Here is a 23,231-nt window from a genome sequence, read left to right on the forward strand (position 1 = left end):
CAGTACAGGCCACCGGAACCCCGGCTCAGAGACTGGTTGGCCGCGACCCGGCTGCTGGTTGGGCTGGTCGGGTCGCGACGTTCTTCGCCTGGCGCGGACTGCGTGCCTACCGCCCGTGGGCGCACCGGTTGGCGCGGGGGCTGGCATGGGTCTACGTCGCAGCCAACGCGGCGACCGCCGTCGTGTGCGGCGTGTACATGTCGGACTGGGGCCTGCTTGCCGTGCCGTTCGCGGTGTACGTCGCGTCGGTCGCGGTCGCGGTCATGGTGCTCCGCCGGCTGGCAGCCTATCGTGCGTTGCTGACGCGACGGCCTTACATGGTCGAGGCGCGGTAGATGCCGGCGATGGAGGTGTCGAGCGTCCGGTTGAATTCGTCGTCGGTCTGCTGGTGCCGCAGATCCTCGGTCAGCGCTCGGGAGAAACTGGCGATCAGGCCGTGGTTGCGAGCGAGCCGGGCGTCGGCATCCTGCCGAGAGTAGCCGCCGGACAGGGCGACCACCCGCAGGACCTTCGGATGCTCGATCAGCTCGGCGTAGAAGTCGTCCTGGGTCGGAATGGAAAGCTTGAGCATCACCTGCCGCCCGTCCGGCATTGCCGGCAGGCGATCGAGGATGCCCTGTCGCAGCAACCCCTCGGCCTGCTGCTTCTGCTCGCTGTGGATGTCGACCTCCGGCTCGATGATCGGCATGAGGCCGGCGTCGAGGATCCGCTCGGCGTAGCCGAACTGCTGGTCGAGCACGGCGGCGACACCGGCCGGGTCGGCCCGGGAGACGAACGAGCGCATCTTGGTGCCGAACGCGCGGCGGCGGGTGGCCCGCGCCAGCAGGTCGTCCAGCCTGGTGAAGGGCTTCATCAGCCGTACGCCGTCCTGCTCGTCGGCGAGGCCCTCGTCCACCTTGACGAACGGGACGACCTGCTTGTGCTCCCACAGGTACTGTGGAGCGGCCGTGCCGGCCACGTCGCGGTCCATGGTCTGCTCGAACAGGATCGCGCCGAGGACGCGGTCGCCGCCGAACGACGGCGCGGTGATGATCCGTGACCGGAACTCGTGCATGAGGTCGAACATCTCGTGCTCGGTCGCGTAGCCCGACTCCGCCACCCCGTACTGTGCCAGCGCCTTCGGAGTGCTGCCGCCGCTCTGGTCGAGGGCGGCGAGGAAGCCGCGGCCGTGCGCGATCTTTGACCGTTGCTCCTGGTTCATGCCCCGATCCTGGCACCGGAGCCGACCGGCCGGCGGTGTTATCGCGCATCACCACGGCGCGATTTCGACCGCGTGGCCCCATGAAGCAGCGTGGCCCCCGTGAAGCAGCGTGGCTCCATGAGAAGTGGCTCCATGAAAACGGACCGAGGGACGCTCTGCGGCGTTCGGCGTGGTGTAACCCGGCGGTCATGTCGTCGGGGAAAGGTCGGGAGTTTGTCACATGGCTGCGGGGCGGATGCATCGTAAGAAGATCCAAATCAGCATGATCATCCCGGCTTGTGGCGATTTACCCCTGGTCAGGGCCCATATTGGCGGCCGGGATGAACAGGTACGCTGTGCCCCAGCGATTGCGCTCCCTACCGCTTGACGAACCTGTCAGGCAGCACGATCCACAACGGTGTGGGCCGAGCCGCTGATGCGGCTGGGGTGGAACCACGTCACACCGGAGGTGGCCTTGTCGACGCAGACCAAGCTCGAGTCGATCTTCAATACGGTCGTGCACCGCAACCCCGGTGAGCACGAGTTCCATCAAGCGGTGCGTGAGGTGCTCGACAGCGTCGCCCCGGCGCTGGACAGGCACCCCGACTACGTGGACGCCAAGATCATCGAGCGGATCTGTGAGCCCGAGCGCCAGATCATCTTCCGGGTGCCGTGGGAGGACGACCGCGGCGAGGTCCACATCAACCGTGGGTTCAGGGTCGAGTTCAACAGCGCGCTCGGGCCCTACAAGGGCGGGCTGCGGTTTCACCCGTCGGTGTACCTGGGCATCGTGAAGTTTCTCGGCTTCGAGCAGATCTTCAAGAACGCGCTGACCGGCATGCCGATCGGTGGCGGCAAGGGCGGCTCCGACTTCGATCCCAAGGGTCGTTCGGACCGCGAGGTGATGCGGTTCTGTCAGTCCTTCATGACCGAGCTGTACCGGCACATCGGCGAGTATACCGACGTTCCGGCCGGTGACATCGGCGTCGGTGGACGTGAGATCGGCTACCTGTTCGGTCAGTACAAGCGCATCACGAACAGGTATGAGTCGGGTGTACTGACGGGGAAGGGCTTGACCTACGGCGGCGCGCAGGTGCGCCGGGAAGCGACCGGATACGGCGCGGTCTTCTTCGCCGAGGAGATGCTGCGCGCCGTCGGCGACAGCTTCGACGGTAAGCGTGTCGTCGTCTCCGGCTCGGGCAACGTCGCGATCTACGCGATCGAGAAGGTGCATCAGCTCGGCGGAACCGTCGTGGCCTGTTCGGACTCCTCGGGCTACGTCTACGACGAGAAGGGCATCGACCTCGACGTGCTCAAGGACGTCAAGGAGGTCCGCCGGGCCCGCATCGACGAATACGTCGAGGCGCGACCGCACGCGTCCTTCGTCGCGGGCCGTGGCGTGTGGGAGGTGCCGTGCCAGGTCGCGGTGCCGTCCGCGACCCAGAACGAGATCAACGAGGCGGACGCCATCAGCCTCATCAACGGCGGATGCCTGATCGTGGTCGAGGGGGCGAACATGCCGACCAGCCCCGAAGCGATCCGCGCCTTCGAGCAGGCCGGTGTCCGGTTCGCGCCCGGCAAGGCCGCCAACGCCGGCGGTGTCGCCGCCAGCGCATTGGAGATGCAGCAGAACGCCATCCGCGACTCGTGGACGTTCCCGTACTCCGAGCAGCGCCTGCAGACCATCATGCGCGACATCCACGCCCGCTGCCATGCCACCGCCGAGGAGTACGGCATGCCCGGCAACTATGTCGCCGGCGCCAACATCGACGGTTTCCGGCGGGTCGCCGAGGCGATGCTGGCCCAGGGCCTGATCTGACGCCACGCCGCTGATGGGCGGCGACGATGCCCTCGGGCTCGTCGCCGCCCGCGGCGTCGGCATGCGTTCATGCGTCGCGCAGCGGCACGGGCACGCTGGCGACGATGACGCCCGGGCGGGTCTTCAACGCGGCGGCGAGCGCGACCTCGAGATGGTTGTGCAGGAAGCGGTACCGCAGCGGCTGCGGCAGCGCCACCGGGATCAGCACGACGATCCGCTCGTCGTGCCGCTCGTGGAGTTTGTCGATGAAGGCCACGATGGGCCGGGTCACCGAGGCGTACTCGGTGTGCAGGATCTTGAGCGGCACGCCAGGGTTCCACCGGGCCCACCGCCGGTCCAGTTCGCGGTCGCGCGCGCACATCGGTCTGGCAGAGTCCTCGATGACACGCCCGATCCGCCGAGTAGACGACGATCGGCGCGTTCAGATCGAGGAGGGCGCTGCGGACTTCCTCGTCGGAGTGCTCCGCGAACACATTGATCGCACCGGTTACGTGGCACCGGGCGTACGCCGGTGCGGGAAGCGCGTCGACGATGGTCGCCAGCGCCGAATTCAGTCTTCGCGCTCGACGGACCCGATCGTGTGCGTCGACACGCCGCCGTACGAGATCTCGTTGCCGTCCGGATCCGCGTAGACCAACTTGCTCATGCCCTCCTCGTAGTTCTCGATCCGGTGGGGTTCGAGGCCACGCTGGGTGAGCCCGGCGACTGTGGTGTCCAGATCCGCGGCCATGATCATCAGCATCGAGCGGCCCGCGCGATCGGGCAGGCGTTCGATGTAGACGTAGCTGTGCTCGCCGACTGCCCACACGGCCTCGATGTCGTTGGGGTAGAAGCTCGGCTCGACACCGAAGAACTGCTGGTACCAAGCCAGCGAGTGATCGAAGTCGGCGACGGGGATGCCTGCGAACAAGTCCTGTGCTATCGACGTACCGGTCATGATCGCACCTTTCGTGGGGGCGGACCTATGATGGCCCGCCTCCTGGAGGCGACCTGGCGGCTGACGCACCGTCTCGGGGCGGTCGTGATCGCGGCGAGCGGTGTGCTGGCGCCGGAGGAGGTGTGCCGTGTGCACGAGGGGCCAGCTCGCCGGGTGCACTTACCGACGGCTTCGAGCAAGATCTACTGTCAGAGAGGAACATCCACTGTCACGGGACACGAGCCCGCCGGGCCCTGTGTCGTCTGCCAATCTTGTTGAGGCACCAGGTTGGCCAGATTGAGTGGCGAGTCGACGGGGCTCCGTGCCACTCAGGCTGAGGCATCCCGGCGTCCCGTCGGGTCAGGGATGATCTGGCAGGCGTTGGCGATCTCGCCTTCTCGAACCAGCCCATCGATCGCCTCGATCATCGCGGTGATGCCCGGCCTGGGCGTGATGACGAGGTCCGTGGTGAAGAAGTAACTGCCGCCTTCGCCGGTCTGTGACCACCGGCGGAGCACGGCGTCGATCGCGTCGAGGGTCATGAGGCTTGCGTAGTAGGTCGGCCCGTCGGTGAGCGTGACGTAGAAGTCCTGGTCCTGGAGCTCTTCCAGGTCATCGGCCAGAGCAGCAGGAAAGCGCACGATGAACCGCTCGCGTTCGATGATGAGGAATGGACCGTCTTGCGTGATGTTCATGCGAGCCTCATCGGGTGTCAGGTGGTCATGACTAGGTCGGGGTTGGGCGGGCTTCGGCACTCGGCCGCGGTCTTCGAACCGTTCCGGCGGCAGTGGGACGGCGCCAGGTGCGGTAAGCGTCAGGGTCTCAAACGGCTCGAACTTCGTCCATCCACGCGCTCGCGGTGAACTTGGTGACCAGGAAGATCACGGTGGCCACCGCCGTCGTGGCCGTGCCGACACCGTTGACGTGTTGGCGGCCAGCATGAGGACCACGGTGATGGTCAGGGCATCACGTAGTACGCCCAGTTCCGGCCGACGGCGAGGGCGATGACCTGGCTCAGGACGGTCTCACCGGGGCAGGGACCGATGTGCGCGTCGGGGGAGAGCGCGGGAAGTCCCTCGATCGGAGTGATCTGCTCCTTGGCCGCCTGCCGCGCCCGCAACGGTGGCCCGACGAGGAAGCGCCACACCGCCGCCGCTGCGCCCACTGCCCGACCGCCCGCCTCAGCCCGTCGTCGGTACAACACTTGACAGCCTGGCTGCCCAGATCGGATGGATGCATGCCGCCGGGCCGTCTTGCGGGCGGGCTATACGAGCGTATAGTGAGCTGTCGGGGCGGATAGTCCGCCACACGTACGTATAGGGGGTGCGGGTCATGGCGCGCCCGGTTGGCGATCCGGCGTTCGAGGACCTGACCGCTCGGGCGCGGATCAGGGACGCCGCGATCCGGCTGTTCGCCGAGCGCGGCGTGGACGGCACGACGGTCCGCGACATCGCTGCGCAGGCCGGCGTGTCACCGGGCCTGCTCCGGCACCATTTCGGGTCCAAGGAGGCGCTGCGCGAGTCGTGCGACGCCTACGCGCTGGACCGGCTCATGAAGATCAAGGAGGAGTTCGTCCTCGACGGCAAGGTGGCCAACGCCGGCTTCCTGCCGTCCGCCCACCCGGCGATGCTGCTGCTGTACAAGTACATCACCCGGTCCCTGCTCGACGGCTCCGCCGGCACCGCGGCGCTGTTCGACGACATGGTGGCTCTGGCCGAGCAGTGGGTCGGCAAGCATGCGCCGGAGGTCACCGACGACTACCGGGCCTATGCCGCGGTGCTCGTCGGCATGCAGTCCGGGCTCCTCGCGATGCACGACCACGTGTCCCGAGCGCTCGGCGTCGACGTCCTCACCACCGAGGGCTACCTGCGCATGGCCGGCGCGATGGCCGACCTCTACTCCCACCCACTGCTCGACCCCGAGTTCGTCGCCAAGGCCCGCCGGGCGATGGAGCCGCTGCGGGCCCCCAATCCGCCTACCGCCGCCGGGACCGAACCCGCGGCCGAAGGAGCATGAGGAAATGACCGAGGCGATCCGCGCAGACGCACTGGTCAAGACGTTCGGGCGCACCCGCGCGCTCGATGGGCTCGATCTCGCTGTACAGACGGGGGAGGTGCACGGCTTCCTCGGCCCAAACGGTGCGGGGAAGTCCACCACCATCCGGGTCCTGCTCGGCCTGCTGCACGCCGACGCCGGCACCGTCCGGCTGCTCGGCGGCGACCCGTGGCGCGACATCGCGAACCTGCATCGCCGCCTCGCCTACGTGCCCGGCGACGTCACACTGTGGCCCAACCTGTCGGGCGGCGAGGTCATCGATCTGCTCGGCCGGCTCCGCGGCGGCCTGGACACCAGGCGCCGCGCCGAGCTGCTGGAGCGCTTCGACCTCGACCCGAGCAAGAAGGGCCGGACCTACTCGAAGGGCAACCGGCAGAAGGTCGCCCTCGTCGCCGCGCTCGCCTCAGACGTCGAACTGCTCATGTTCGACGAGCCCACCTCCGGCCTCGACCCGCTGATGGAGGAGGTCTTCCGTCAGGTCGTCCGCGAGGAGCAGGAGCGCGCCGGCCGCACCGTCCTGCTGTCCAGCCACATCCTCGCCGAGGTCGAGGAGCTCTGCGACCGGGTCACCATCATCCGCGACGGGCGGGCGGTCGAGACCGGCACGCTCGCCGGCATGCGGCACCTGACCCGCACCGCGATCCAGGTCGACCTCGCCGGGCCGGCGACCGGGCTGGACACGCTGCCCGGCGTGCACGACCTGCGGACCCACAACGGCACCGTGCGCTTCGACGTGGACAACACCGCCCTGGACGCGGTGCTGCGGCAGCTCACCACGGTCGGCATCCGGAGCCTGACCAGCCAGCCGCCGACCCTCGAGGAGCTGTTCCTGCGCCACTACGACCGGGCGCAGGCGGGCGGCAAGCAGCGCACGGAGGCGGCTCGGTGAACGGCCCGATGAACTCGCTGACCGGCACGCGCGCCCTGGCGCGGCTGGCGCTGCGGCTCGACCGCGTCCGGCTGACCGTGTGGGTGCTCGGGCTCGCGGTGATGCCGATGGCGACCGCGGCGAACTACTTCAAGCTGTACCCCACCGAAGCGGACCTGCGCGCGGTGAGCGCCGTGTTCACCAACCCGTCGCTCGTCGCGCTGAGCGGCCCGCTGTTCGACCTCTCGATCGGCGGGCTCACCGCGTGGAAGATCGGCGCGACCGAGTTCGTCCTGGTCGGGCTGATGAGCCTGCTGACGGTCGTGCGGCACACCCGGGCCGAGGAGGAGACCGGCCGGCTCGAGCTCATCCGCGCGACGGTGGTCGGGCGGCACGCGCCGCTCACCGCAGCCCTGCTCGTCACCGCGCTGGCGAACCTGGCCATCGCGGTACTGACGGCGCTGGGTCTGATGGCGACCGGCCTGCCGACGGTCGGCTCGGTGGCGTTCGGCCTCGCGACCGGCCTGGTCGGGATCCTGTTCGCCGCGGTCGCGGCGGCGGTCGCGCAGCTCACCGAGGGCGCCCGGACGGCAAGCGGCATCGCCAGTGCCGTCCTCGGCGGCACCTACCTGCTGCGCGCCGTCGGCGACACCGGGCCGGCCTGGCTGAGCTGGCTGTCGCCGACCGGCTGGGCCCTGCACCTTCGCCCGTACGCCGACGAACGGTGGTGGGTGGCCGCGCTGTTCATCGGGTTCGCGGTCCTCTTCACCGCGGCCGGATACGCGCTCGCGGGTCGCCGGGACGTGGGCGCCGGCCTGCTCCCGGAGCGGCCCGGGCCCGCCACGGCGTCCCCGGGCCTGCGCAGCCCGCTCGCGCTGGCCTGGCGGCTGCACCGCGGCCTGCTGCTCGGCTGGACCGTCGCCCTGGCGGTGACCGGGGCGGTCCTGGGTGGCGCCGCGGCCGGCTTCGGGGACCTGCAGTCGCCGAACCAGCAGCTCGCCGACGTCCTGAGCCGGATGGGCGGGCGCACCGACCTCACCGACGCGTTCCTCGCCGCGATCTTCGGTATCACCGGCATGGTCGCCGCGGCCTACACGGTCCAGGCGACGCTGCGGCTGCGCCAGGAGGAGAGCAGCGGCCGGGTCGAGGCGCTGCTGGCCACGGGCATCGGCCGGCTGCGCTGGGCGGCGAGCCACCTGGTGTTCGCGCTGCTGGGCACGGCGCTGCTGCTGGCCGTGGCGGGCGTCGCCGGCGGTCTCGTCTACGGCGCGCAGGTCCACGACGTCGGCGGGCAGGTCGGCCGGCTGCTCGAGGCCGCGCTGGTGCAGGTGCCGGCGGCCTGGGTGCTGGCCGGGTTCGGTACCGCCCTGATCGGCCTGGCCCCGAGGCTCAGCGCGCTGGCGTGGGGCGCGCTCATCCTGTCCGTCCTGCTTTTCGAGCTCGGCGCGCTGTTCGGGCTGAGCCAGTGGGTCCTCGACGTCACCCCGTTCGCGCACGTGCCGAAGCTGCCAGGCTCCGCCTTCACCGTGACGCCGATGCTGTGGCTCACCCTGATCGCCGTCGCCCTGGGCGCGGCCGGCCTCGCGGGGCTGCGCCGCAGGGACATGCCGGTAGCGTGACGACGCCTTGAGCGAGGGCCGCGCGGGCTCGATCCGCGCGACCCTGCCTCGGTTCTGGGAGCGGGGCGACGGTGCGGCGGCGTCATGAGACGCACCAGTCGGCACGCGTGCCCGCGGTCGTGGATGACCCGTGGGACAGTTCGGCCGGCGGCTCGAGGGGCAGTTCCGCCCGCAGCGTGGTACCCCGGCCGGGCGGGCTGCTGACGGTGATGGACCCTTTGAGGGCCTCGACCCGGTCGGTCAGCCCGAGCAGGCCGGCGCCGCGGGCCGGGTCGGCGCCGCCCACGCCGTCGTCGTGCACCGCGACCTGCAGCCTGCCGTCATGGACCGTCAGTTCGAGGCGGGCGTACGAGGCGCGTGCGTGCCTGGCCGTGTTCGTCAGCGCTTCCGCGGCGATGTGGTAGGCCGCCATCTCGATCGGCTCGGGGAGCCGGTCGTCGACGTGCGCGTCGAGCTCGACCGGGACGGCCGAGCGCCGGGCCAGCGCCTTGAGCGCGGGTCCCAGGCCGCGGTCGGACAGCATCGTGGGGTGGATGCCGCGTGAGATCTCCCGAAGGTCGTCCAGCACCCCGTTCAGCCCGTCGGGCAGCGCGGACAGGGACCGGCGCAGCTCCCGCATCTCGGGCGGGACGCTCGACACCGCGCCGCCCGCCTGGATGGTGATCGCGATGAGCTGCTGGATGCCGTGGTGCAGATCGCGTTCGATCTGGCGGCGAGCCTGGTCGGCGGCGACCACCACGCGGAGGCGGGAAGCCGCCAGATCGCGGCGCGCCCGGGTGTTGGCGATGGCGGCGGCGATCAGGTCGGCGAACTCCGCGAGCCGTGCTTCGGCGTCCGGGGCCAGCGACCGCCCGTCCGTCACGGTGGCGTTCACGGCTCCCCAGAGGCGCCCCTCGACGAGGATCGGAGCGCCGACCGCCCCGCGGATGTGATGCCGGCGCAGGCAGGCGGCGATCGCGCCGAGGGCGTCGGCGTAGCTGTCCATCCGGGCCGGCCGGCCGGTCCTCAGGACCGTCGCCGTGACGCTGTGGCCGTCCAGGGGCAGCCGCGTGCCGATCGGTATGCCGATGCCGTCGGACCGCCATGCGCCGACGAACGTAGCGGTGCCGTCCGTCTCGTAGCGGACCGCGTGCGCGCCGTCGCTGCCGATGAGCCGCCGGAGATCCGCGGCGGCGGCGTCCAGGACCGCGGCCGGTGCGGCACCGCGTGCCACACGGGTCGCGATGCGCCGCACCGCGGCCTGTTTCCTGGCGGTGCGCAGAAGTGTCCGCACGCGTCGCTGCACGGCGTCACCCATCATGTTGAACGAGCGCGCGAGGTCACCGACCTCACCCGCACCGGTCTCGGGCACCCGCTTGTCCAGATCGCCCCGCGCGAGGTGGCCGGCCATGGCGGCGGCCCGGCGAATCGGCCGGACGATGACCTGGGCCGTGTACCCGACGACGACGCTGCCGAGCAGGAACGCGCTTGCCATGCCACCGACGACCGCCGCGACCGCCAGCCTGACGGTCGCCTGCGCACGCTGGTCGCGATCGGCCGCGAACCGAGCCTCGGTGCTCGCGAGGCGGTCGAGCTCGGCCTCCAGCTCGACGATTCTGCGCTCGTCCTGCTGCAGCGTCGCGATGCTGTGTGCGGCGGGATCGCCGCGCTGGGCCGCCTGCAGCATCGGCGTGGCGTGGTCGCGGATGTACGAGTGGCCGTCCCGCGTGATCTCCTGAGCCTGACGAGCCTGGTCCGGCGTATGGGCCAGCCGCTGCAACCTGGCATACGTGTGGTCCAGCTCGGCCTCCTTCCGGTGCCATCTTCCGAGCAATACCGGATCCCTGGTGACGATGAAACCCCGCGCGGTCCGGTCAAGGTCGAGGATCTGCTGTTCAGCTTCCGCCTCGGCGGCAAGAATCTCTACGGAACGTGCCGACGTCCGGTCCGTTTCGCGATGCTGAAGAATCGCGACGAGCAAAGTGCTGAACGCGGCACCGAAAACGAATATGAGTACTACGCAGCTGATGATGAAGCGCGGAATCAGCCCGCCACGCACGGCAGCCTCCGATCGTGATTTGCGGTTCGATCGCCGCTATCAGGGCCGGCGAGTGGCCCGCAGGGCCTTTGAGCCGGAAAGAACGCAAAGCCGAGATCGCGGGCGAATGGGGCAACCGGGCGCAATCAGCGCAGTCGGTGACCGGATCCACAACCCGTCGGGCGGGGGCGCCGGTCGCACCATAACGACAGTGAACCGAAACGCATTCAGGCCATTTTAATCTGCTTTCCAGTGCCGCGGCGCGCTTCTTGCGTATCGCGTCTCGGGCGAATCAACGAAATGCCGGGGTGAGATGACGCATGGGCCCAGGAATCGAACACGCCGTACGGCGGATGGCCCGGAGCCGTCCGGCCGGGGAGCCTGGCCGTCCGTCCCGCCCGGGTGGGGCGTTCGCCGCTGACCGGTGCCGGCGACCGGGGGCACGGTGGAGGGTGACCGATCGTCGACCGGGCCCGCCCGAGCCGCCTTGCCCGCCCGGCCCGGTGAGCCGTGCAGGCTGTGCCAGCTCGGCGCGACGGCCCACCGGACTGCGCCGATTCCGAGTTGCGTGCCGGGGTCGCGTGCCGGCGGTGAGCGGGTATGCGGCAGTCTCCTATCCCTCGTTGCGAAGATATCTTCGTTACCGATATATTGCGGCCATGACCGTCCCCATGCGTGAACCGACCTTTCTCATCCTCACCGCGCTGGCCCGGGCGCCGATGCACGGCTATGGGCTGATCACCGAGGTCGCCGAGCTGTCCGGCGGACGCCTCGAGCTGCGGCCCGGCACGCTGTACGGCGCCCTCGACCGGCTCGCCGACGACGGCCTGGTGGCCCTCGACAGGGAGGAGGTCGTCGACGGGCGGGCCCGCAAGTACTACCGCCTCACCGACCGGGGCGACGCGGCCCTGCGGGCCGAGACCGAACGCCTGCGCCGCAACGTCGAGGCCGCGAGCGCCCGCCTCGCCGCCCGCACGTCGCTGCGCCCGGTCACCGGCGTGGCCCGCACCGGCCTGACCGCGCTGGGTGGTGCCGCATGACGGGCACGCTGGGCGACCGCTACCGGGCGCTGCTGCGTTGGTACCCGGCCGCCTACCGCGCCGAGCGCGGCGAGGAGATCATCGACACCTACCTCGACCTGGCCCGGCCCGGGCAGCGCTGGCCCCGCCCGGCCGACGTCGCCGACCTGGCCCGCGGAGGCATGCGCCAGCACCTGCGGGCGAGGAACGCGCTCGGTCTCGCCGACGCCCTGCCGTTCGCCGCCTCGCTGGCCCTCGCGGCCGCCGCGGCCCTTGCCGGGTTGTGGCTGGTCCGCGCCGAGCTGGTCAACCTCCCGGACGGGGCCGGCTGGCACTCGGTCGGCCGGTTCGTGGGCCTCGGCGCGGTGGCGTGGATCGTCTGGCTGCTCACGCCCGTGGCGGCCTTCACCGGGCACGGCCGTCCCGCGGTCGCGCTCGCCCTGCTCGTCACCGCCGCGATGATCCCGGCCGCCGCGCTGAGCTCATACGCCCGTCCGCCGATGTTCGTCCTTGTCCCGCAGTTGGCGCTCGGACTCGTCGCCCTCGCCGTGCCGGCCCGGCGCTGGTCGCCCGCGGCCGCGGCCGGCTTCGTGGTCGCCGCCGCGATCGCGGGGCTCGCGGCGCTGATCCTACCGGCCGACCACTACTTCTACTACGACTACTATGCGCTGCTCAGCGCGATGCCCTACGCCGCACTCGTGCTGACGCTGGCGATCGGCATGGCCGGTGTCTACTTCACCGGCCGGCGGGACCCGCGTGCCTGGTGGCCGGCGTTGGTGCTGCTCGGCCCGACGCTCCTGCTCGGCCTGACCCTGCCGGGTGGCTCGCATCAGCAGTACCCGGACTGGTCCTTGGCGGTCGGCTGGGCCGCCGCGGCGGCGCTGATCGCGGTCGCCGCGGTACCGGCGGCGTTGTGGCTGCGGGCGCGACGGACACCCGGGGCGCACGAACGCTGCCCCACCTGCGGCCGGTGACCTGACGCGCCATTCCAACGGGGCGGCCGGGCCGGTATGTTCGGAGCGGCACGTGGAGGTGGATCATGAGGACGGTGACCCGTCGACTCGCGCTCCGGCGGGCGGATCTCGACGGTGCCGGCTGCGCCGCCCCGCAGGAGTGCGTCGAGGTCCTTCGCGACCGGCCCTTCGTCACCGTCGTGCTCGAGCACCGCGTCCGGGGAGTCACGCCGGCCAGGCAGGTCTTCGAGACCTCGCTGCACCAGGACGGTGAGCTGCGCCAGGACGGCGAGTGGCGGTTCAGCGGCATCGACTGGCCGGCGGATCTGCGACCCGGTGCGCTGGTCAGCGTCTCCTGGCAAGCCGCCCGGGACGAGGTCGTCATGCGCACCGTCGCGCTGGACGAACCGATGCGGATCGACGGCGTCGACTACTTCCACGAGTACGACCCGAGGGTCGTCACCCACGAGTATGCCCCGGGCACGTCCAACCGGGGCAAGGTGCTGCACGCGGTGCGCCGCCTGGGCCGCGTCTTCGACGACGGCAGCGCCGTGTTCGCCGAGTCGGACCTGGCGGCGCGCTGCGGGCTCGGCCGGGGCGCCCGCGGGTCGTTCCTGCTCCGCAACGCCGTCGAACAGCTGATCCGCGAGGGCTACGTCACCCGCGTGCCCGGCAGCGTCGACTCGGCGGGGCATCCCTCCTATCCCGCCGTCGACGGCCAGGAGGCCGCCGAGATGCTGTTCTACGCGCCGCTGATCGAGCCGGCCCCGCGCCCCGGCGACGCCGAGTCCGAGGAGGCCGACCGGCGCGACCACTGGGTCAACGGCTTCGTCCGCAAGCTTCCGCCCGGCGCCCAGCCGTCGCGGAAGCAGCTCGCGCTGCACCAGCGGGCCGTCGAGAACGAGCAGATCACCGACGGCCCGCTGGCCCCCGGCTACACCTTCGTGCAGAAGCACCACCGCAACGGGTGAGCGCGGCTCACGACCCGATCCGGTGCCGATCCGCGCCGGCCCGGGCCCACGGCAGCAGGTGGTCACGCAGCAGCGGCGCCAGCGGCAGGTCTCCCGGCTCGGTCAGCTCGACCCAGCGTGCCTCCTCGATCTCGGCCAGCGGCTCGACCGGGCCGCCGAGCGGCGCGGTGAAGACGTCGGCGTCGACGGTGAAGCCCGCCTCGTTGGCCGCCGGTGCCGTGAACCGGCCGACGTGTCCGAGCTGGTCGGTCCGGACCCGCAGCCCCAGCTCCTCGGCCAGCTCCCGGACCAGCGCGTCGGCGGCCGTCTCACCCGGTTCGAGCTTGCCGCCGGGCTGCATGAATACGCTTGTCCCGCGCTTGCGGACCAGCAGCCACCGCCCCCCGGCATCGCGGATCACGGCGGCGACGATGCGAATCGTGGGCATCGGATCAGGCTATTGGGCGTGCTCGCCCTGTGGGCGCTGGGCGGCCTCGTCGCCGGCTGGCTGCTGCTGGTGAGCCGGGACGCGTGAGGGTGGTGCCGCCCGCGGCCCCGTGACGGATGCTGGACGGCGGTGAACGTCGTCGGTGTGAAGCGGCTCTACGAGGACCCGCCGGGCCTCGTGCCGGTCGCGTACCTGCCCGTCGGCGACCTCGCCGAGGCGCTCCGGGACGCGGACGGCTGGCGGGGCAGGGCGAACGTGTGCCTGTCGTTCCTGGCCCGGGTGCGGCTCGCCCCGCTGTACGTGCTGACCGTCATGGTCATCGGTCTCGTCCTCGACCACGCGGTCAGCCCGCGGACCAGGCTCCGGGTGGTGCTCGCCAACTCCAGCAACGTGGACAACCTGCGCCAGCACCGGGTCTGGACCCTGGTCACCAGCGCCTTCGTGCTCGACGGGCGGGTGCTCGTGTTCGTGATGGTCCAGCTGTTGCTGCTGCTGGCCGTGGCAGAGGTGATGTGGGGGTGGCGCCGCCTGCTCGAGGTGTTCTTCGTGTCCAACGCGGTGGCCAGCTGCCTGGTGTACGGCCTGTTGCTGGCGGGCGTCCGCGCGAACCGGATCGGCACCGAGATCACCATGGCCGGCGACGTCGGCACGAGCTACGGCACGCACGCCGTCGCGGGCGCGCTCGCGTTCACCCTGCCCGTGCGTGCGCGGCGCCTCCTGGTGCCGCTGGCGCTCGGCGTCGCCGTCGTGCCGCTGCTGTCCGACGCCACCTTCACGGACGTCGGGCACCTGCTCGCCACGCTCCTGGGCTTCCTCGCCGGCTGGCAGATGCGCCGCCGCCCGCTGGCCGGGCGGGTGCGCCGGCCGGCCCCGCTGCGGACCGGCCGGACGACGGCCTACGCGTTCGCGGACGTGGCGCAGGCCCGGGCGGCGCTCACGACGGCGCTGCGGCTGCAGGAGCGGCTCCGGTTGCGCCTCGACGACGCCGTTGTCGCCTGGTCGGACGGGGCGCGCCGCACGCACCTGCGGGAGACCCGGGAGATGAGCGCGATCGACGGCGCCTGTGCGGGCGGTTGCTGGGGCGTGGTGCTGGGCACCTTCGCGGGCCTGCCACTGATCGGCCTGGTCGTCGGATCCGTCGTCGCCGCGGCGGTGGCGCATTGGCACGACGCCGGCCTTCGCGACTCCACGGTGGACGCGACCGTGCGCGCGCTGCCCGCCGGCCGGGGCGTGCTCCTGTTGCTGGGCGAGGCGGCCGACCGGCCGGCGCTGGCCGGTGCGCTCGCCGGCATCGGCGGAACACCCGTGCCCGGGATCGCCGAGGGCGCGGGTGTTCCGGACTCGAGGTAGGCAGGGACAGGACCGGCGGCGGGCCGTCACCCGCCGGTCGTCGCGTAGTCGATCGCGTCGAGCATCGCGCCGAGCACGTCGCACTTGAAGCGCAGTGCGGCGAGGGCCGCCTGCTGCTGCTCCGCGCTCTGGCAGTGGGTGAGCACGAGGCCGAGCGTGTCGGCGCTCTCGCCGCGGGCCACCGCGATCCTGGTCTCGAAGTACGTGAGGCCGTCCGGCTTGATCCAGTCGTAGTGCCGCCGCCACGCGTCGAGGCGCCGGCTCATCAGCTCCGGCGAGAACAGCTCGGTCAGCGCCGCCGCGAGCCCCTCCGTCCACGGCCGGGTCTGGCAGAAGTGCAGGTACCCGTCCACGGCGAAGCGCACGCCGCGCAGCACGTGCCGCTCGTCGAGGACCTCCTCCCGGGACAGGCCGACCGCGTCGGCGAGGACGAGCCACTCGGCCAGCCCGCCCTCCTCCTCGTGCGCGCCGTCGTAGAACCTCACCCGCGGCAGCCACATCCGCCGCACCTCGGGCAGCGGGCACCGCGAGATGATCGCGGCGTTCTTCTGCGCCAGGCAGCGCTGGTAGTACCAGCGGTTGGCCACCCATGACCGGATCTCGTCCGGTCCGCAGCCGCCCTCGTGCAGCCGTACGTGGAACGGGTGCCGGTCCCAGTAGTACTTCGCGAGCCCGCGCAGCGCGCCGGCGAACGCGTCCTGGCTCAGCGCGGCCGGCGGTGCCACGGGTCTGCCGTGCCGGAGTAGGCGGAGATCTCGGGCCGGGTCTCCAGGCATTCCACCCGCGGCGCCTGCCACTGCCGGCGGTCCGCGACGGAGGTCGACGGCTTCTGGTCGGTGCTGGTCAATGTTCGCTCCGATTCTGGGTGTCGTCTTCGTGCCTGCGAGCGCGCTACCCGGCCGCGCCATCCCGAAACGCGCGGCGATGAGCTGCGCGCCGCGCTCAGGCCGGTCGTAGGGTTGGTCAGATGACCATGACGAACAGGGCGATCGTGCACACGGAGTTCGGCGACGCGTCGGTGCTGCGTGAGATCGAGCGGGAGATCGTCGCACCGGGCCCGGGCGAGGTCCGGGTGCGGGTGGTGGTGTCCGGGGTCAATCCGACCGACTGGAAGCAGCGCACCGGGGCCACTGCCACGTCCGAGGTCCCCGCCGAGGGGGCCGTGCCCAACCAGGACGGGTCAGGGGTGGTCGACGCGGTCGGCGACGGGGTGACCGGGCTCGCGGCCGGGGACCGGGTGTGGCTCTTCCTGGCCGCGTATCAGCGGCCCGGCAGCGGTACGGCGCAGCAGTACACGGTGGTCCCGGCCGATCGGGTGGTGCCGCTGCCCGGCGGGGCCGGGTTCGAGGCGGGGGCGAGCGTCGGTGTGCCCGCGATGACGGCGCACCGGGCGCTCACCGTTCACGACGGCGCGCCGGCGCGGCTGGGACCGGGCGCGCTCGACGGCGTCAACGTGCTCGTCGCCGGTGGGGCCGGGGCCGTGGGCAACGCCGCGATCCAGCTCGCCACGTGGGCCGGAGCGTCGGTGGTGGCGACGGTCAGCTCGCCGGAGAAGGCCGCGCTGGCCCGCGCCGCGGGGGCCGGGCGGGTCGTGAACTACACCGAGCCCGGCGCGGCGGCCCGGATCCGCGACGCGTTCCCCGACGGGGCCGACGTGGTCGTCGAGGTCGCCGCCGCGCACAACGCCGAGCTGAATCTGTCGGTACTGCGGCCGGGCGGCACGATCGCCGTCTACGCCAACGACGGCCGCGGCGGGCCGCTCGCCGTCGATGTGCGCCGGCACATGGTGCTCAACGTCCGCTACCAGTTCGTCCTGCTGTACACGGTGAGCCGGGCGGCCCTCGCCCACGGCGCCGCGGCCGTCAACGCGGCCCTGGCCGGCGGCGGCCTGCGCTTCGGCGCTGACGCGGGCGTGCCGTTGCACGTGTTCCCGCTGGCGGAGACGGCCGCCGCCCACGCCGCCGTCGAGGCCGGCACGGTCGGCAAGGTGCTGATCCGGGTCGACCAGTCCGCCGCCGGCTGACCCTATGACGGGTCCGTGTGCCCGACAGGGCCGGGACCTTCGGCGCTGGGCGGCGCCGCCCGCACCGGCGAGCCTTGCGGGTAAGGGGGCGACAGGGATGCCGGTCTGTGTCAGCGCGCCGCGGCGCGACGAGCGACGGTCGTGGCCGCGGCGCCTGTGGGCGGCCCGGGAGGCCGGCCTGTTCGGCGCGGCGACCGTCCTACTCCTCGCCGGTGTCGCGGCCGCCGCCGCGGGCGCCGGGGAGTGGGCGCCGGCGCTGTGGGTCGCGGCGACCGGGCTGGGGCTGGTGTACTCGACGGTCACCATCGCCGTCGCGCTGCGCCACCGCCGGCCGTCGGTGGACGTCATCGCCTGGCTGGCGCTGGTCGGCGCGCTGCTGGTGGGCGAGCCGCTGGCCGGTGCGGTGATCGCGGTGATGCTGTTCACCGGCGGGATGCTGGAGACGCGCGCGTCGGCCCGGGCCCGCCGGGAGCTCAGCCGCCTGGCCGCGGGTGCGCCGCGAACCGCGCGCCGGGCCGGTCCGGACGGGGTGGCGGTGGTACCGGTGGACCAGGTGGCGGCCGGCGACCGGCTCGTGGTCGGGTCCGGCGAGATCGTGCCCGTCGACGGGCGGCTGCTCGACGGCGGCGTGTTCGACGAGTCGGCGCTGTCCGGCGAGGCGGTGCCGGTCGAGCGCCGGGCGGGGGAGGACGTCCGCAGCGGTGTCGTCAACGCCGGGTCGGCGACGTGGATGCTGGCCACCGAGACCGCCGCCAGGTCCACCTACGCGGGCGTGGTGCGCCTCGTCGAGCAGGCCCAGGCGGCCAGCGCGCCGTTCGTCCGCATCGCTGACCGGTTCGCGCTCGCGTTCGTCCCGTTCACCCTGCTCGCCGCCGCTCTGGCCTGGGCGTTGTCCGGGCAGCCGGTCCGGGCCGTGGCCGTGCTCGTCGTGGCGACCCCCTGCCCGCTGCTGCTCGCGGCCCCGATCGCGATCATGTCGGGGCTGTCCCGCGCGGCCCGGCACGGCGTGATCCTCAAGGGTGGCGCCGCGCTGGAGCGGCTGGCGGCCGGGCGGGTCGTGCTCTTCGACAAGACCGGCACCCTGACCCGCGGCCGGCCGGTGCTGACCAACGTGGTCACCGCACCCGGCGTATCGGCCGGCGACGTCCTGCGGCTGGCGGCCTCGCTCGACCAGGCGTCCGCCCACGTCGTCGCGGCGACCGTCGTCACCGCCGCCCGGGACCGGGGGCTCGGGCTCGCGCCGGCGTCGGAGGTGCGCGAGCGGCACGGTTACGGCATCGAGGGCGTCGTGGACGGCCGGAAGGTACGGCTGGGCAAGGCGGGCTGGGTCGTCGACGGCCCGGTCCCGGGCTGGGTCCGCCGGGCCCGCCGCCGGGCCGCGCTGGACGGTTCGCTGACGGTGTTCGTCTCGGTGGACGCGAGCCCGGCCGGGGTACTGCTGCTGACCGACCCGCTGCGGCCGGACGCGCCCCGGATGATGCGCGCGCTGCGCCACGCCGGCATCGCGCGCACGGTGCTGGTCACGGGCGACCGCGCCGACATCGCCGAGACCGTCGGGCGCATCGTCGGCGTCGACGCCGTCTACGCCGACCGCGATCCGGCCGACAAGCTCGCCGTCGTCCGCGACGAGCAGGAGCACGCGCCGACGATCATGGTCGGCGACGGGGTCAACGACGCGCCCGCCCTCGCCGCCGCCGGCGTCGGGGTGGCCCTCGCGGCGCGTGGCGTCACCGCCTCGGCCGAGGCCGCCGACGTGGTCCTCACCGGCGACCGCGTCGACGGTCTCGCCGACGCGATCCTCATCGCGCGGCGCAGCCACCGCATCGCCCGCCGCGCCGCCGGTGCCGGCATGGCGCTGTCACTCGCGGCGATGGTCCCGGCCGCGGCCGGGCTGCTGTCGCCGACCGCCGGCGCGATCCTGCAGGAGGTGATCGACATCGCCGCGATATCCCTCGCCCTGACGGTGCTGCTGCCGGGCCGCACCCACACCGTCACCCTCAGCGCCGCCGACCTCGCCACCGCCCAGCGGCTGTACGCCCAGCACGCCGCCGTCCGGCCGCTGGTCGAGCAGGTCCGCGCGGTCGCCGACGGCCTGTCGGTGCTCGAGCCGGACCTCGCCCCGGTGCGCGAGCTGCTGGACCGGCTGGAGACCGACCTGCTCGAGCACGAGCGGGCCGAGGAGGCGCAGTTGCTGCCGATCGTCGCCCGGGCCCTCGGCGGCCCCGACCCGATCGGGGCGCTCAGCCGCACCCACGCCGAGATCGAGCACCAGGTGCGCCGGCTGCGCCGCGCCGTGCGGGACATCGGCGACCCGGCCGAGCCCGAGGAGGTGACCGACCTGCGCGGCGGCCTCTACGGTCTGTACGCCATCCTGCACCTGCACAACGCCCAGGAGGAGGAGAACGCCTTCAGCCTCATGCCGGCGGCCGCGTCGCCGCCGGCGCGCGACGATGCTCCGCGGCGCTCAGCGCGCCGGGGGCGTGATCGCGACGACCAGGGCCGAGCGCGGTGAGCGCTTGCCGAGCATGTTCTGGGCGTACACGGCGTAGGTGTACTCCGTCGAGCCCCGCAGCCGCTCGAGGGTCACGCCGGGGTGGTTGGTCGTCGCGACCCGCGTCTCTGCCGCGCCGTTGACGGCCACCACCTGGTACGTCGTGCCGCCGATCCGGCTCGGGCGGGGCTGCCAGGCCAGCCGGACGCTGTTCGAGGTCACGTCCGTCACGGTCAGCCCCCGCGGGGCGCCGTCGCTGCGGTCGGCGACGGCATCGGCCGTACCGTTGCGGAACACCGTCGCCTCCCGCGTGTCCGTGCGAAGACCGTTTGGGCCGTTGATGAACCGCTGCCCCCAGGCCGTGCGGCTGTTGCCGTCGAAGTTGTTCACCAGGTCCAGATAGCTGTACTGCTTGTCGTTGCCGCTCCAGGACCAGCCGAGGAAGCCCAGGTGCTGCGCCTGCGCGTAGGCCATGATGGCGTCCTCGTCCGGCTTGCCCCACTCGTGCTGGCTGGAGAACTCGCCGATGACGATCGGCAGGCGGCGCTTGGTGTACGAGGTCAGATAGCTGTTGACCTTCGCGGCGGTGTTGAACATGCCGTACATGTGGATGTCGAACACGGTATTGCCGGTGGGGTCGGCGGCGACGATCCGCTCGGCGCTGTCGCGCATGACGAACGACTCGTCCTGGCCCCAGCCGGGACCGTCGACCAGCAGCGTGTGCTTGAAGCCGGCGGCGCGCAGCCGGCGGATCGCGTCGGCGGTCTGCTGCGCCCAGGGCCACGTGGTGCCGTTGGCGAACGGTTCGTCGGCGATGTTGACCAGGACGTAGTCCTCGTGGCCGACCATCCGGTCGCGCAGGCTGAGCCAGAACCGCACCGCCTCCGCCATCGGCGCCGCCTTCTTGTCCTGGCCGAAGCCGGCGGTGTCGTGGGCGTCGAAGATGCAGATCAGCCGGTTCTTCTGGCACAGGTCGATGACGGTCGACACCTCCGGGCCCGTGGCCCGCCGCCACTGGTGGCCGATGCCGAGGGTGACCCGTACCGCGTTGGCGCCGGTCGCTTTGATGGCCGCGAACGCGTCGTTCTTGTTCGGGTACCACATGAAGTCGTGGTTGATGCCGCGCAGCACGAGGTCGCTGCCGTCGGCCTCGACGAGCCGGCCGTCGCGCACGCGGATGCCGATGTGCGGCTCGGCGGCGTGCGCACGGGCCGGCGTCGAGAGCACGCCGAGGCCGGCCAGGAGCGTGGCGACCACCAGCAGCGCCTTGGGCCGGCCCGGACGGGGCCTGAGTGAGGCCTGGGCATCGGTTCTCACGGCCCCTCCGGCTACCCGGGGCCGGCCGCCCCTACCCGCACCGCCGGGTGAACCGGCACCTCGGTGTCCAGCTCCGCCGAACTCGCCGGGCTCAGCCGACGGGTACCGTGCGGGCGGCGGTCATGAACGCCTCCAGCTCGCGGGCGACGTCCGGCCCGGTCGGCTGGTAGATGATCTCGGTGATGCCCTGCTCGGCGTATCCGGCGAGGCGGTCGGCCAGTTGTGCGGCCGATCCGGTCACCGTCGTGGCCGGGATCGCGGCCCAGCTGCCGGCTGCCCAGGCGGCCTGGTCGGCGGCGTTGAGGGCGACCAGATGGTGGTCGTGGACCGCCAGGTGCCGCTCTCGTCCGGGAGTCCGGTTGACCACGTCCAGCCATGCCTGCCCGCCGGGCAGCGCGGTCACATCGCCGCCGAACTCGTAGGCGGCGTGGTAGGCCAGCGCGTTGCCCGGTCCGGCGGCGGCGCGGACCCGGGGTGAGTCCAGGGCCTCGCCCTCGGCCAGCACGGTGCCGTGCACGCCGAGCGCCGCCCAGCCGAACTCCTTGGCGAAGGCGGTCTGCTCGTTGATGGTGAACAGCCCGTCGGCCAGTTCCTTGGCGACGGCGAGACCCTTGGGGCCCAGCGCCGAGATCAGCACGGGCACGTCGATCGGGCGGGCCGGGGCGTGGCCGGCCGGGTGCAGCATGCGCATGCGGCCGCCGTCCCAGTCGACGGTCTCGCCGCGCAGCAGGGCGCGGAAGACGCGGACGTACCCGCCGAGATAGGCCCAGGTGCTGGGCCTGGCACCCATGGCGCGGGCGCCGGTGAACCCGGTGCCGAAGGCGACGGCGACCCGCCCCGGCGCGAGGGCGGCCAGGGTGGCGGTGCCCGTTGCGTTGACCATCGGGTGGCGGAGGTTGGGCACCAGCACGCCCGGCCCCAGCCCGATGCGGTGGGTGCGTTTCGCGGCCAGCGCCAGCATCATCCACACGTCCGGGCTCTGCTGCGGGGTGTCGAACAGCCAGGCTCGCTCGTAGCCCAGCAGCTCGGCGACGGCGACGTGCTCCGGCGCGTCGAGGGAGGTCGGGAACTGGCTGGAAATCCTCATGACCATCTCCGGGTGCTGCGCTGCTCCTTGCGGGTCGTGCGCCTGATACCCCACGCACCCGCCGCCACGCCACCGGCTACGAGCGTGGTTCCGGCGTGGCCGCGTCGAGCCGCATCCCGGCCCGGTCGCCGGCTCGCGGTCCCGATGTGGCCAGGACGACGGCTCTGGCGAGCGCGGCCCGGTATCCGTCGACCATCCGACGCACCGAGAACCGCTCGCGGACGTGCCGCCGGCAGCCCTCCGGCGTCAACCGGTCGAGCGCCCGGACGGCGCGGCACATCTCGTCGGTGGAGTCGACGATGTACCCGCTGACGCCGTGCGCGACGATCTCGGGTACCGCGCCGCGGCCGAAGCCGATCACCGGAACGCCGTGGGCCATCGCCTCGATCATCACGAGCCCGAACGGCTCCTGCCAGCGGATCGGCATGAGCAGGGCGGAGGCGCCGGCGAGGTGATCGGCCAGCCGGTTGTGCGGGACGTGGCCCCGATATCGGATGCGGGCACCGAGGTGGGGCCGGATCCTCCCGTCGAAGAACCGCCGATGCTCGTCCCGGACCGGGCCGAGCAGGTCCAACTGGGCCCCGGTCCGGGTCGCGACCTCGACGGCGATGTCGGGACCCTTCTCCGGGATGAGCCGGCCGAGGTACACCAGCCGGGCCGGGCCGTCGCCGCGGGTCGTCGGGGCGGGGCCGGCGGGGCAGTCGATGCCGGGGTGGACGTAGAAGTCCAGCTCGTGTCCCCGTTCGGCCAAGACGCGGGTCAGCTGGGCCGCCAGCTGCATGGGCGAGTAGATGATGTCGGCCGGGGCGGGCGTGCGGACGCACCCCTTGACCATCATGGCGATCCGCATGCATCTCCTCCTCGGCCCGGCCAGCCCGTCATCGACCATTATCATCGGCGCCGAGGGGATTTGGGCGTTACGTCGCTGACATCACCGATCGCACGATGATTTCCCGGTACTTCACCCGGCGTTCGCCTGGCGCTCCTAGATTTTCCGGCGTAGGCCGAATGTCGAAGGAGTCCAGAAATGTCCGCCCTGCTCTCCGCCATCGCGGTCGAGGTGGTCAGCGCCCTGCTGATCTCGCTCGTCGTCGCCGCGGTCCGTCGCCTGTTCAGCGG

Annotated in this window: 23 protein-coding genes and 1 pseudogene; 11 read left to right on the top strand and 13 right to left on the bottom strand. The window is 72.2% G+C overall.

Going from position 1 to position 23,231, the window contains the following annotated elements:
* Window positions 1-128 precede the first annotated feature (128 nt).
* The gene (locus tag ABT297_RS32985) at window positions 129-335 is read left to right on the top strand and encodes a hypothetical protein (protein WP_350556332.1); all 207 of its coding nucleotides are present in this window, start codon (window positions 129-131) and stop codon (window positions 333-335) included.
* On the opposite strand, the gene ABT297_RS32990 is transcribed toward ABT297_RS32985, so the two are convergent.
* Window positions 314-1,201, bottom strand: coding sequence for a fructose bisphosphate aldolase (locus ABT297_RS32990; protein WP_350556333.1), 888 nt, complete (start codon window positions 1,199-1,201; stop codon window positions 314-316). The two genes, ABT297_RS32985 and ABT297_RS32990, sit on opposite strands and share 22 nt — an antisense overlap.
* Window positions 1,202-1,598: 397 nt before the next feature.
* On the opposite strand from ABT297_RS32990, the gene gdhA reads away from it, so the two are divergent.
* On the top strand, window positions 1,599-2,999 hold the full coding sequence (gdhA, locus tag ABT297_RS32995; RefSeq protein ID WP_502885688.1) for an NADP-specific glutamate dehydrogenase: 1,401 nt from the start codon (window positions 1,599-1,601) through the stop codon (window positions 2,997-2,999).
* A 67-nt stretch (window positions 3,000-3,066) separates the two neighbouring features.
* Here the strand turns inward: gdhA and ABT297_RS33000 are convergent, their stop codons facing one another.
* The 5 genes and pseudogenes from ABT297_RS33000 to ABT297_RS33020 form a co-directional block, all read right to left on the bottom strand.
* Entirely contained in the window at window positions 3,067-3,360 is a 294-nt protein-coding gene (locus tag ABT297_RS33000; protein ID WP_502885689.1) for a hypothetical protein, read from the bottom strand.
* Between the two features lie 76 nt (window positions 3,361-3,436).
* Window positions 3,437-3,553 (bottom strand): annotated as a pseudogene (locus tag ABT297_RS33005) (rhodanese-like domain-containing protein); the annotation flags it as partial.
* A complete protein-coding gene (locus tag ABT297_RS33010) occupies window positions 3,550-3,936 on the bottom strand; it encodes a VOC family protein (protein ID WP_350556335.1) in 387 nt (128 codons plus the stop codon). The pseudogene ABT297_RS33005 and the gene ABT297_RS33010, both read right to left, overlap by 4 nt.
* Before the next feature lie 308 nt (window positions 3,937-4,244).
* Window positions 4,245-4,610, bottom strand: coding sequence for a hypothetical protein (locus ABT297_RS33015; RefSeq protein WP_350556336.1), 366 nt, complete (start codon window positions 4,608-4,610; stop codon window positions 4,245-4,247).
* A 263-nt stretch (window positions 4,611-4,873) separates the two neighbouring features.
* Window positions 4,874-5,080 carry a hypothetical protein gene (locus ABT297_RS33020; protein ID WP_350556337.1) on the bottom strand — a complete coding sequence of 69 codons (207 nt, stop codon included), beginning with the start codon at window positions 5,078-5,080 and terminating at the stop codon, window positions 4,874-4,876.
* A gap of 167 nt (window positions 5,081-5,247) precedes the next feature.
* Here ABT297_RS33020 and ABT297_RS33025 point away from each other — a divergent pair, with 167 nt between their 5' ends.
* From ABT297_RS33025 to ABT297_RS33035, 3 genes are read left to right on the top strand one after another with little or no spacing between them, the layout of a single operon-like run.
* Entirely contained in the window at window positions 5,248-5,931 is a 684-nt protein-coding gene (locus ABT297_RS33025; RefSeq protein ID WP_350556338.1) for a TetR/AcrR family transcriptional regulator, read from the top strand.
* 4 nt (window positions 5,932-5,935) lie between these two features.
* Entirely contained in the window at window positions 5,936-6,859 is a 924-nt protein-coding gene (locus tag ABT297_RS33030) for an ABC transporter ATP-binding protein (protein ID WP_350556339.1), read from the top strand.
* Entirely contained in the window at window positions 6,856-8,457 is a 1,602-nt protein-coding gene (locus tag ABT297_RS33035; RefSeq protein ID WP_350556340.1) for an ABC transporter permease, read from the top strand. Before ABT297_RS33030 ends, ABT297_RS33035 begins: the two co-directional genes overlap by 4 nt.
* An 82-nt stretch (window positions 8,458-8,539) precedes the next feature.
* Here ABT297_RS33035 and ABT297_RS33040 read toward each other — a convergent pair whose 3' ends face one another.
* Complete coding sequence (locus tag ABT297_RS33040; protein WP_350556341.1) at window positions 8,540-10,495, bottom strand: HAMP domain-containing protein; 1,956 nt, start codon at window positions 10,493-10,495, stop codon at window positions 8,540-8,542.
* A gap of 638 nt (window positions 10,496-11,133) precedes the next feature.
* Here ABT297_RS33040 and ABT297_RS33045 point away from each other — a divergent pair.
* The 3 genes from ABT297_RS33045 (at window position 11,134) to ABT297_RS33055 (ending at window position 13,417) form a co-directional block, all read left to right on the top strand.
* Window positions 11,134-11,514 (top strand): PadR family transcriptional regulator, encoded by a 381-nt coding sequence (locus ABT297_RS33045; protein ID WP_350556342.1) that lies wholly within the window; start codon window positions 11,134-11,136, stop codon window positions 11,512-11,514.
* A complete protein-coding gene (locus tag ABT297_RS33050) occupies window positions 11,511-12,467 on the top strand; it encodes a hypothetical protein (RefSeq protein ID WP_350556343.1) in 957 nt (318 codons plus the stop codon). The genes ABT297_RS33045 and ABT297_RS33050 overlap by 4 nt, the downstream gene beginning before the upstream one ends.
* Window positions 12,468-12,532: 65 nt before the next feature.
* Complete coding sequence (locus tag ABT297_RS33055; RefSeq protein ID WP_350556344.1) at window positions 12,533-13,417, top strand: hypothetical protein; 885 nt, start codon at window positions 12,533-12,535, stop codon at window positions 13,415-13,417.
* Window positions 13,418-13,424: 7 nt separating this feature from the next.
* Here the strand turns inward: ABT297_RS33055 and ABT297_RS33060 are convergent, their stop codons facing one another.
* Window positions 13,425-13,844 (bottom strand): NUDIX hydrolase, encoded by a 420-nt coding sequence (locus ABT297_RS33060; protein ID WP_350556345.1) that lies wholly within the window; start codon window positions 13,842-13,844, stop codon window positions 13,425-13,427.
* Window positions 13,845-13,973: 129 nt separating this feature from the next.
* On the opposite strand from ABT297_RS33060, the gene ABT297_RS33065 reads away from it, so the two are divergent.
* Window positions 13,974-15,194: a rhomboid-like protein gene (locus ABT297_RS33065; RefSeq protein WP_350556346.1), complete on the top strand. Its 1,221-nt coding sequence runs from the start codon at window positions 13,974-13,976 to the stop codon at window positions 15,192-15,194.
* Window positions 15,195-15,220: 26 nt separating this feature from the next.
* On the opposite strand, the gene pqqC is transcribed toward ABT297_RS33065, so the two are convergent.
* Window positions 15,221-15,919 (bottom strand): pyrroloquinoline-quinone synthase PqqC, encoded by a 699-nt coding sequence (gene pqqC / locus ABT297_RS33070; protein ID WP_350556347.1) that lies wholly within the window; start codon window positions 15,917-15,919, stop codon window positions 15,221-15,223.
* Window positions 15,898-16,041 (bottom strand): hypothetical protein, encoded by a 144-nt coding sequence (locus tag ABT297_RS33075; protein ID WP_350556348.1) that lies wholly within the window; start codon window positions 16,039-16,041, stop codon window positions 15,898-15,900. Before ABT297_RS33075 ends, pqqC begins: the two co-directional genes overlap by 22 nt.
* A 120-nt stretch (window positions 16,042-16,161) precedes the next feature.
* On the opposite strand from ABT297_RS33075, the gene ABT297_RS33080 reads away from it, so the two are divergent.
* Complete coding sequence (locus ABT297_RS33080) at window positions 16,162-17,217, top strand: zinc-binding dehydrogenase (RefSeq protein WP_350556349.1); 1,056 nt, start codon at window positions 16,162-16,164, stop codon at window positions 17,215-17,217.
* Between the two features lie 97 nt (window positions 17,218-17,314).
* On the top strand, window positions 17,315-19,729 hold the full coding sequence (locus tag ABT297_RS33085) for a heavy metal translocating P-type ATPase (RefSeq protein WP_350556350.1): 2,415 nt from the start codon (window positions 17,315-17,317) through the stop codon (window positions 19,727-19,729).
* Here ABT297_RS33085 and ABT297_RS33090 read toward each other — a convergent pair.
* The 3 genes from ABT297_RS33090 to ABT297_RS33100 form a co-directional block, all read right to left on the bottom strand.
* On the bottom strand, window positions 19,682-21,025 hold the full coding sequence (locus ABT297_RS33090) for a cellulase family glycosylhydrolase (RefSeq protein ID WP_350556351.1): 1,344 nt from the start codon (window positions 21,023-21,025) through the stop codon (window positions 19,682-19,684). The genes ABT297_RS33085 and ABT297_RS33090 overlap by 48 nt on opposite strands.
* A gap of 91 nt (window positions 21,026-21,116) precedes the next feature.
* On the bottom strand, window positions 21,117-22,112 hold the full coding sequence (locus ABT297_RS33095) for an LLM class flavin-dependent oxidoreductase (RefSeq protein ID WP_350556352.1): 996 nt from the start codon (window positions 22,110-22,112) through the stop codon (window positions 21,117-21,119).
* 76 nt (window positions 22,113-22,188) lie between these two features.
* The gene (locus ABT297_RS33100) at window positions 22,189-22,962 is read right to left on the bottom strand and encodes a glycosyltransferase (RefSeq protein WP_350556353.1); all 774 of its coding nucleotides are present in this window, start codon (window positions 22,960-22,962) and stop codon (window positions 22,189-22,191) included.
* Window positions 22,963-23,231 lie beyond the last annotated feature (269 nt).

It is taken from the genome of Dactylosporangium sp. NPDC000555 (assembly GCF_040300025.1).
GTDB lineage: Bacteria > Actinomycetota > Actinomycetes > Mycobacteriales > Micromonosporaceae > Dactylosporangium.

Excerpts from the sequence above, each read along its gene's own strand:
- ABT297_RS33030 (WP_350556339.1), top strand. The coding sequence starts at position 5,936 with ATGACCGAGGCGATCCGCGCAGACGCACTGGTCAAGACGTTCGGGCGC.
- ABT297_RS33025 (WP_350556338.1), top strand. The coding sequence starts at position 5,248 with ATGGCGCGCCCGGTTGGCGATCCGGCGTTCGAGGACCTGACCGCTCGG.
- ABT297_RS33055 (WP_350556344.1), top strand. The coding sequence starts at position 12,533 with ATGAGGACGGTGACCCGTCGACTCGCGCTCCGGCGGGCGGATCTCGAC.
- ABT297_RS33080 (WP_350556349.1), top strand. The coding sequence starts at position 16,162 with ATGACCATGACGAACAGGGCGATCGTGCACACGGAGTTCGGCGACGCG.
- ABT297_RS32990 (WP_350556333.1), bottom strand. The coding sequence starts at position 1,201 with ATGAACCAGGAGCAACGGTCAAAGATCGCGCACGGCCGCGGCTTCCTC.
- ABT297_RS33060 (WP_350556345.1), bottom strand. The coding sequence starts at position 13,844 with ATGCCCACGATTCGCATCGTCGCCGCCGTGATCCGCGATGCCGGGGGG.
- ABT297_RS33045 (WP_350556342.1), top strand. The coding sequence starts at position 11,134 with ATGACCGTCCCCATGCGTGAACCGACCTTTCTCATCCTCACCGCGCTG.
- ABT297_RS33050 (WP_350556343.1), top strand. The coding sequence starts at position 11,511 with ATGACGGGCACGCTGGGCGACCGCTACCGGGCGCTGCTGCGTTGGTAC.
- ABT297_RS33100 (WP_350556353.1), bottom strand. The coding sequence starts at position 22,962 with ATGCGGATCGCCATGATGGTCAAGGGGTGCGTCCGCACGCCCGCCCCG.
- ABT297_RS33095 (WP_350556352.1), bottom strand. The coding sequence starts at position 22,112 with ATGAGGATTTCCAGCCAGTTCCCGACCTCCCTCGACGCGCCGGAGCAC.
- ABT297_RS33015 (WP_350556336.1), bottom strand. The coding sequence starts at position 4,610 with ATGAACATCACGCAAGACGGTCCATTCCTCATCATCGAACGCGAGCGG.
- ABT297_RS33085 (WP_350556350.1), top strand. The coding sequence starts at position 17,315 with ATGCCGGTCTGTGTCAGCGCGCCGCGGCGCGACGAGCGACGGTCGTGG.
- ABT297_RS33000 (WP_502885689.1), bottom strand. The coding sequence starts at position 3,360 with ATGTGCGCGCGCGACCGCGAACTGGACCGGCGGTGGGCCCGGTGGAAC.
- ABT297_RS33010 (WP_350556335.1), bottom strand. The coding sequence starts at position 3,936 with ATGACCGGTACGTCGATAGCACAGGACTTGTTCGCAGGCATCCCCGTC.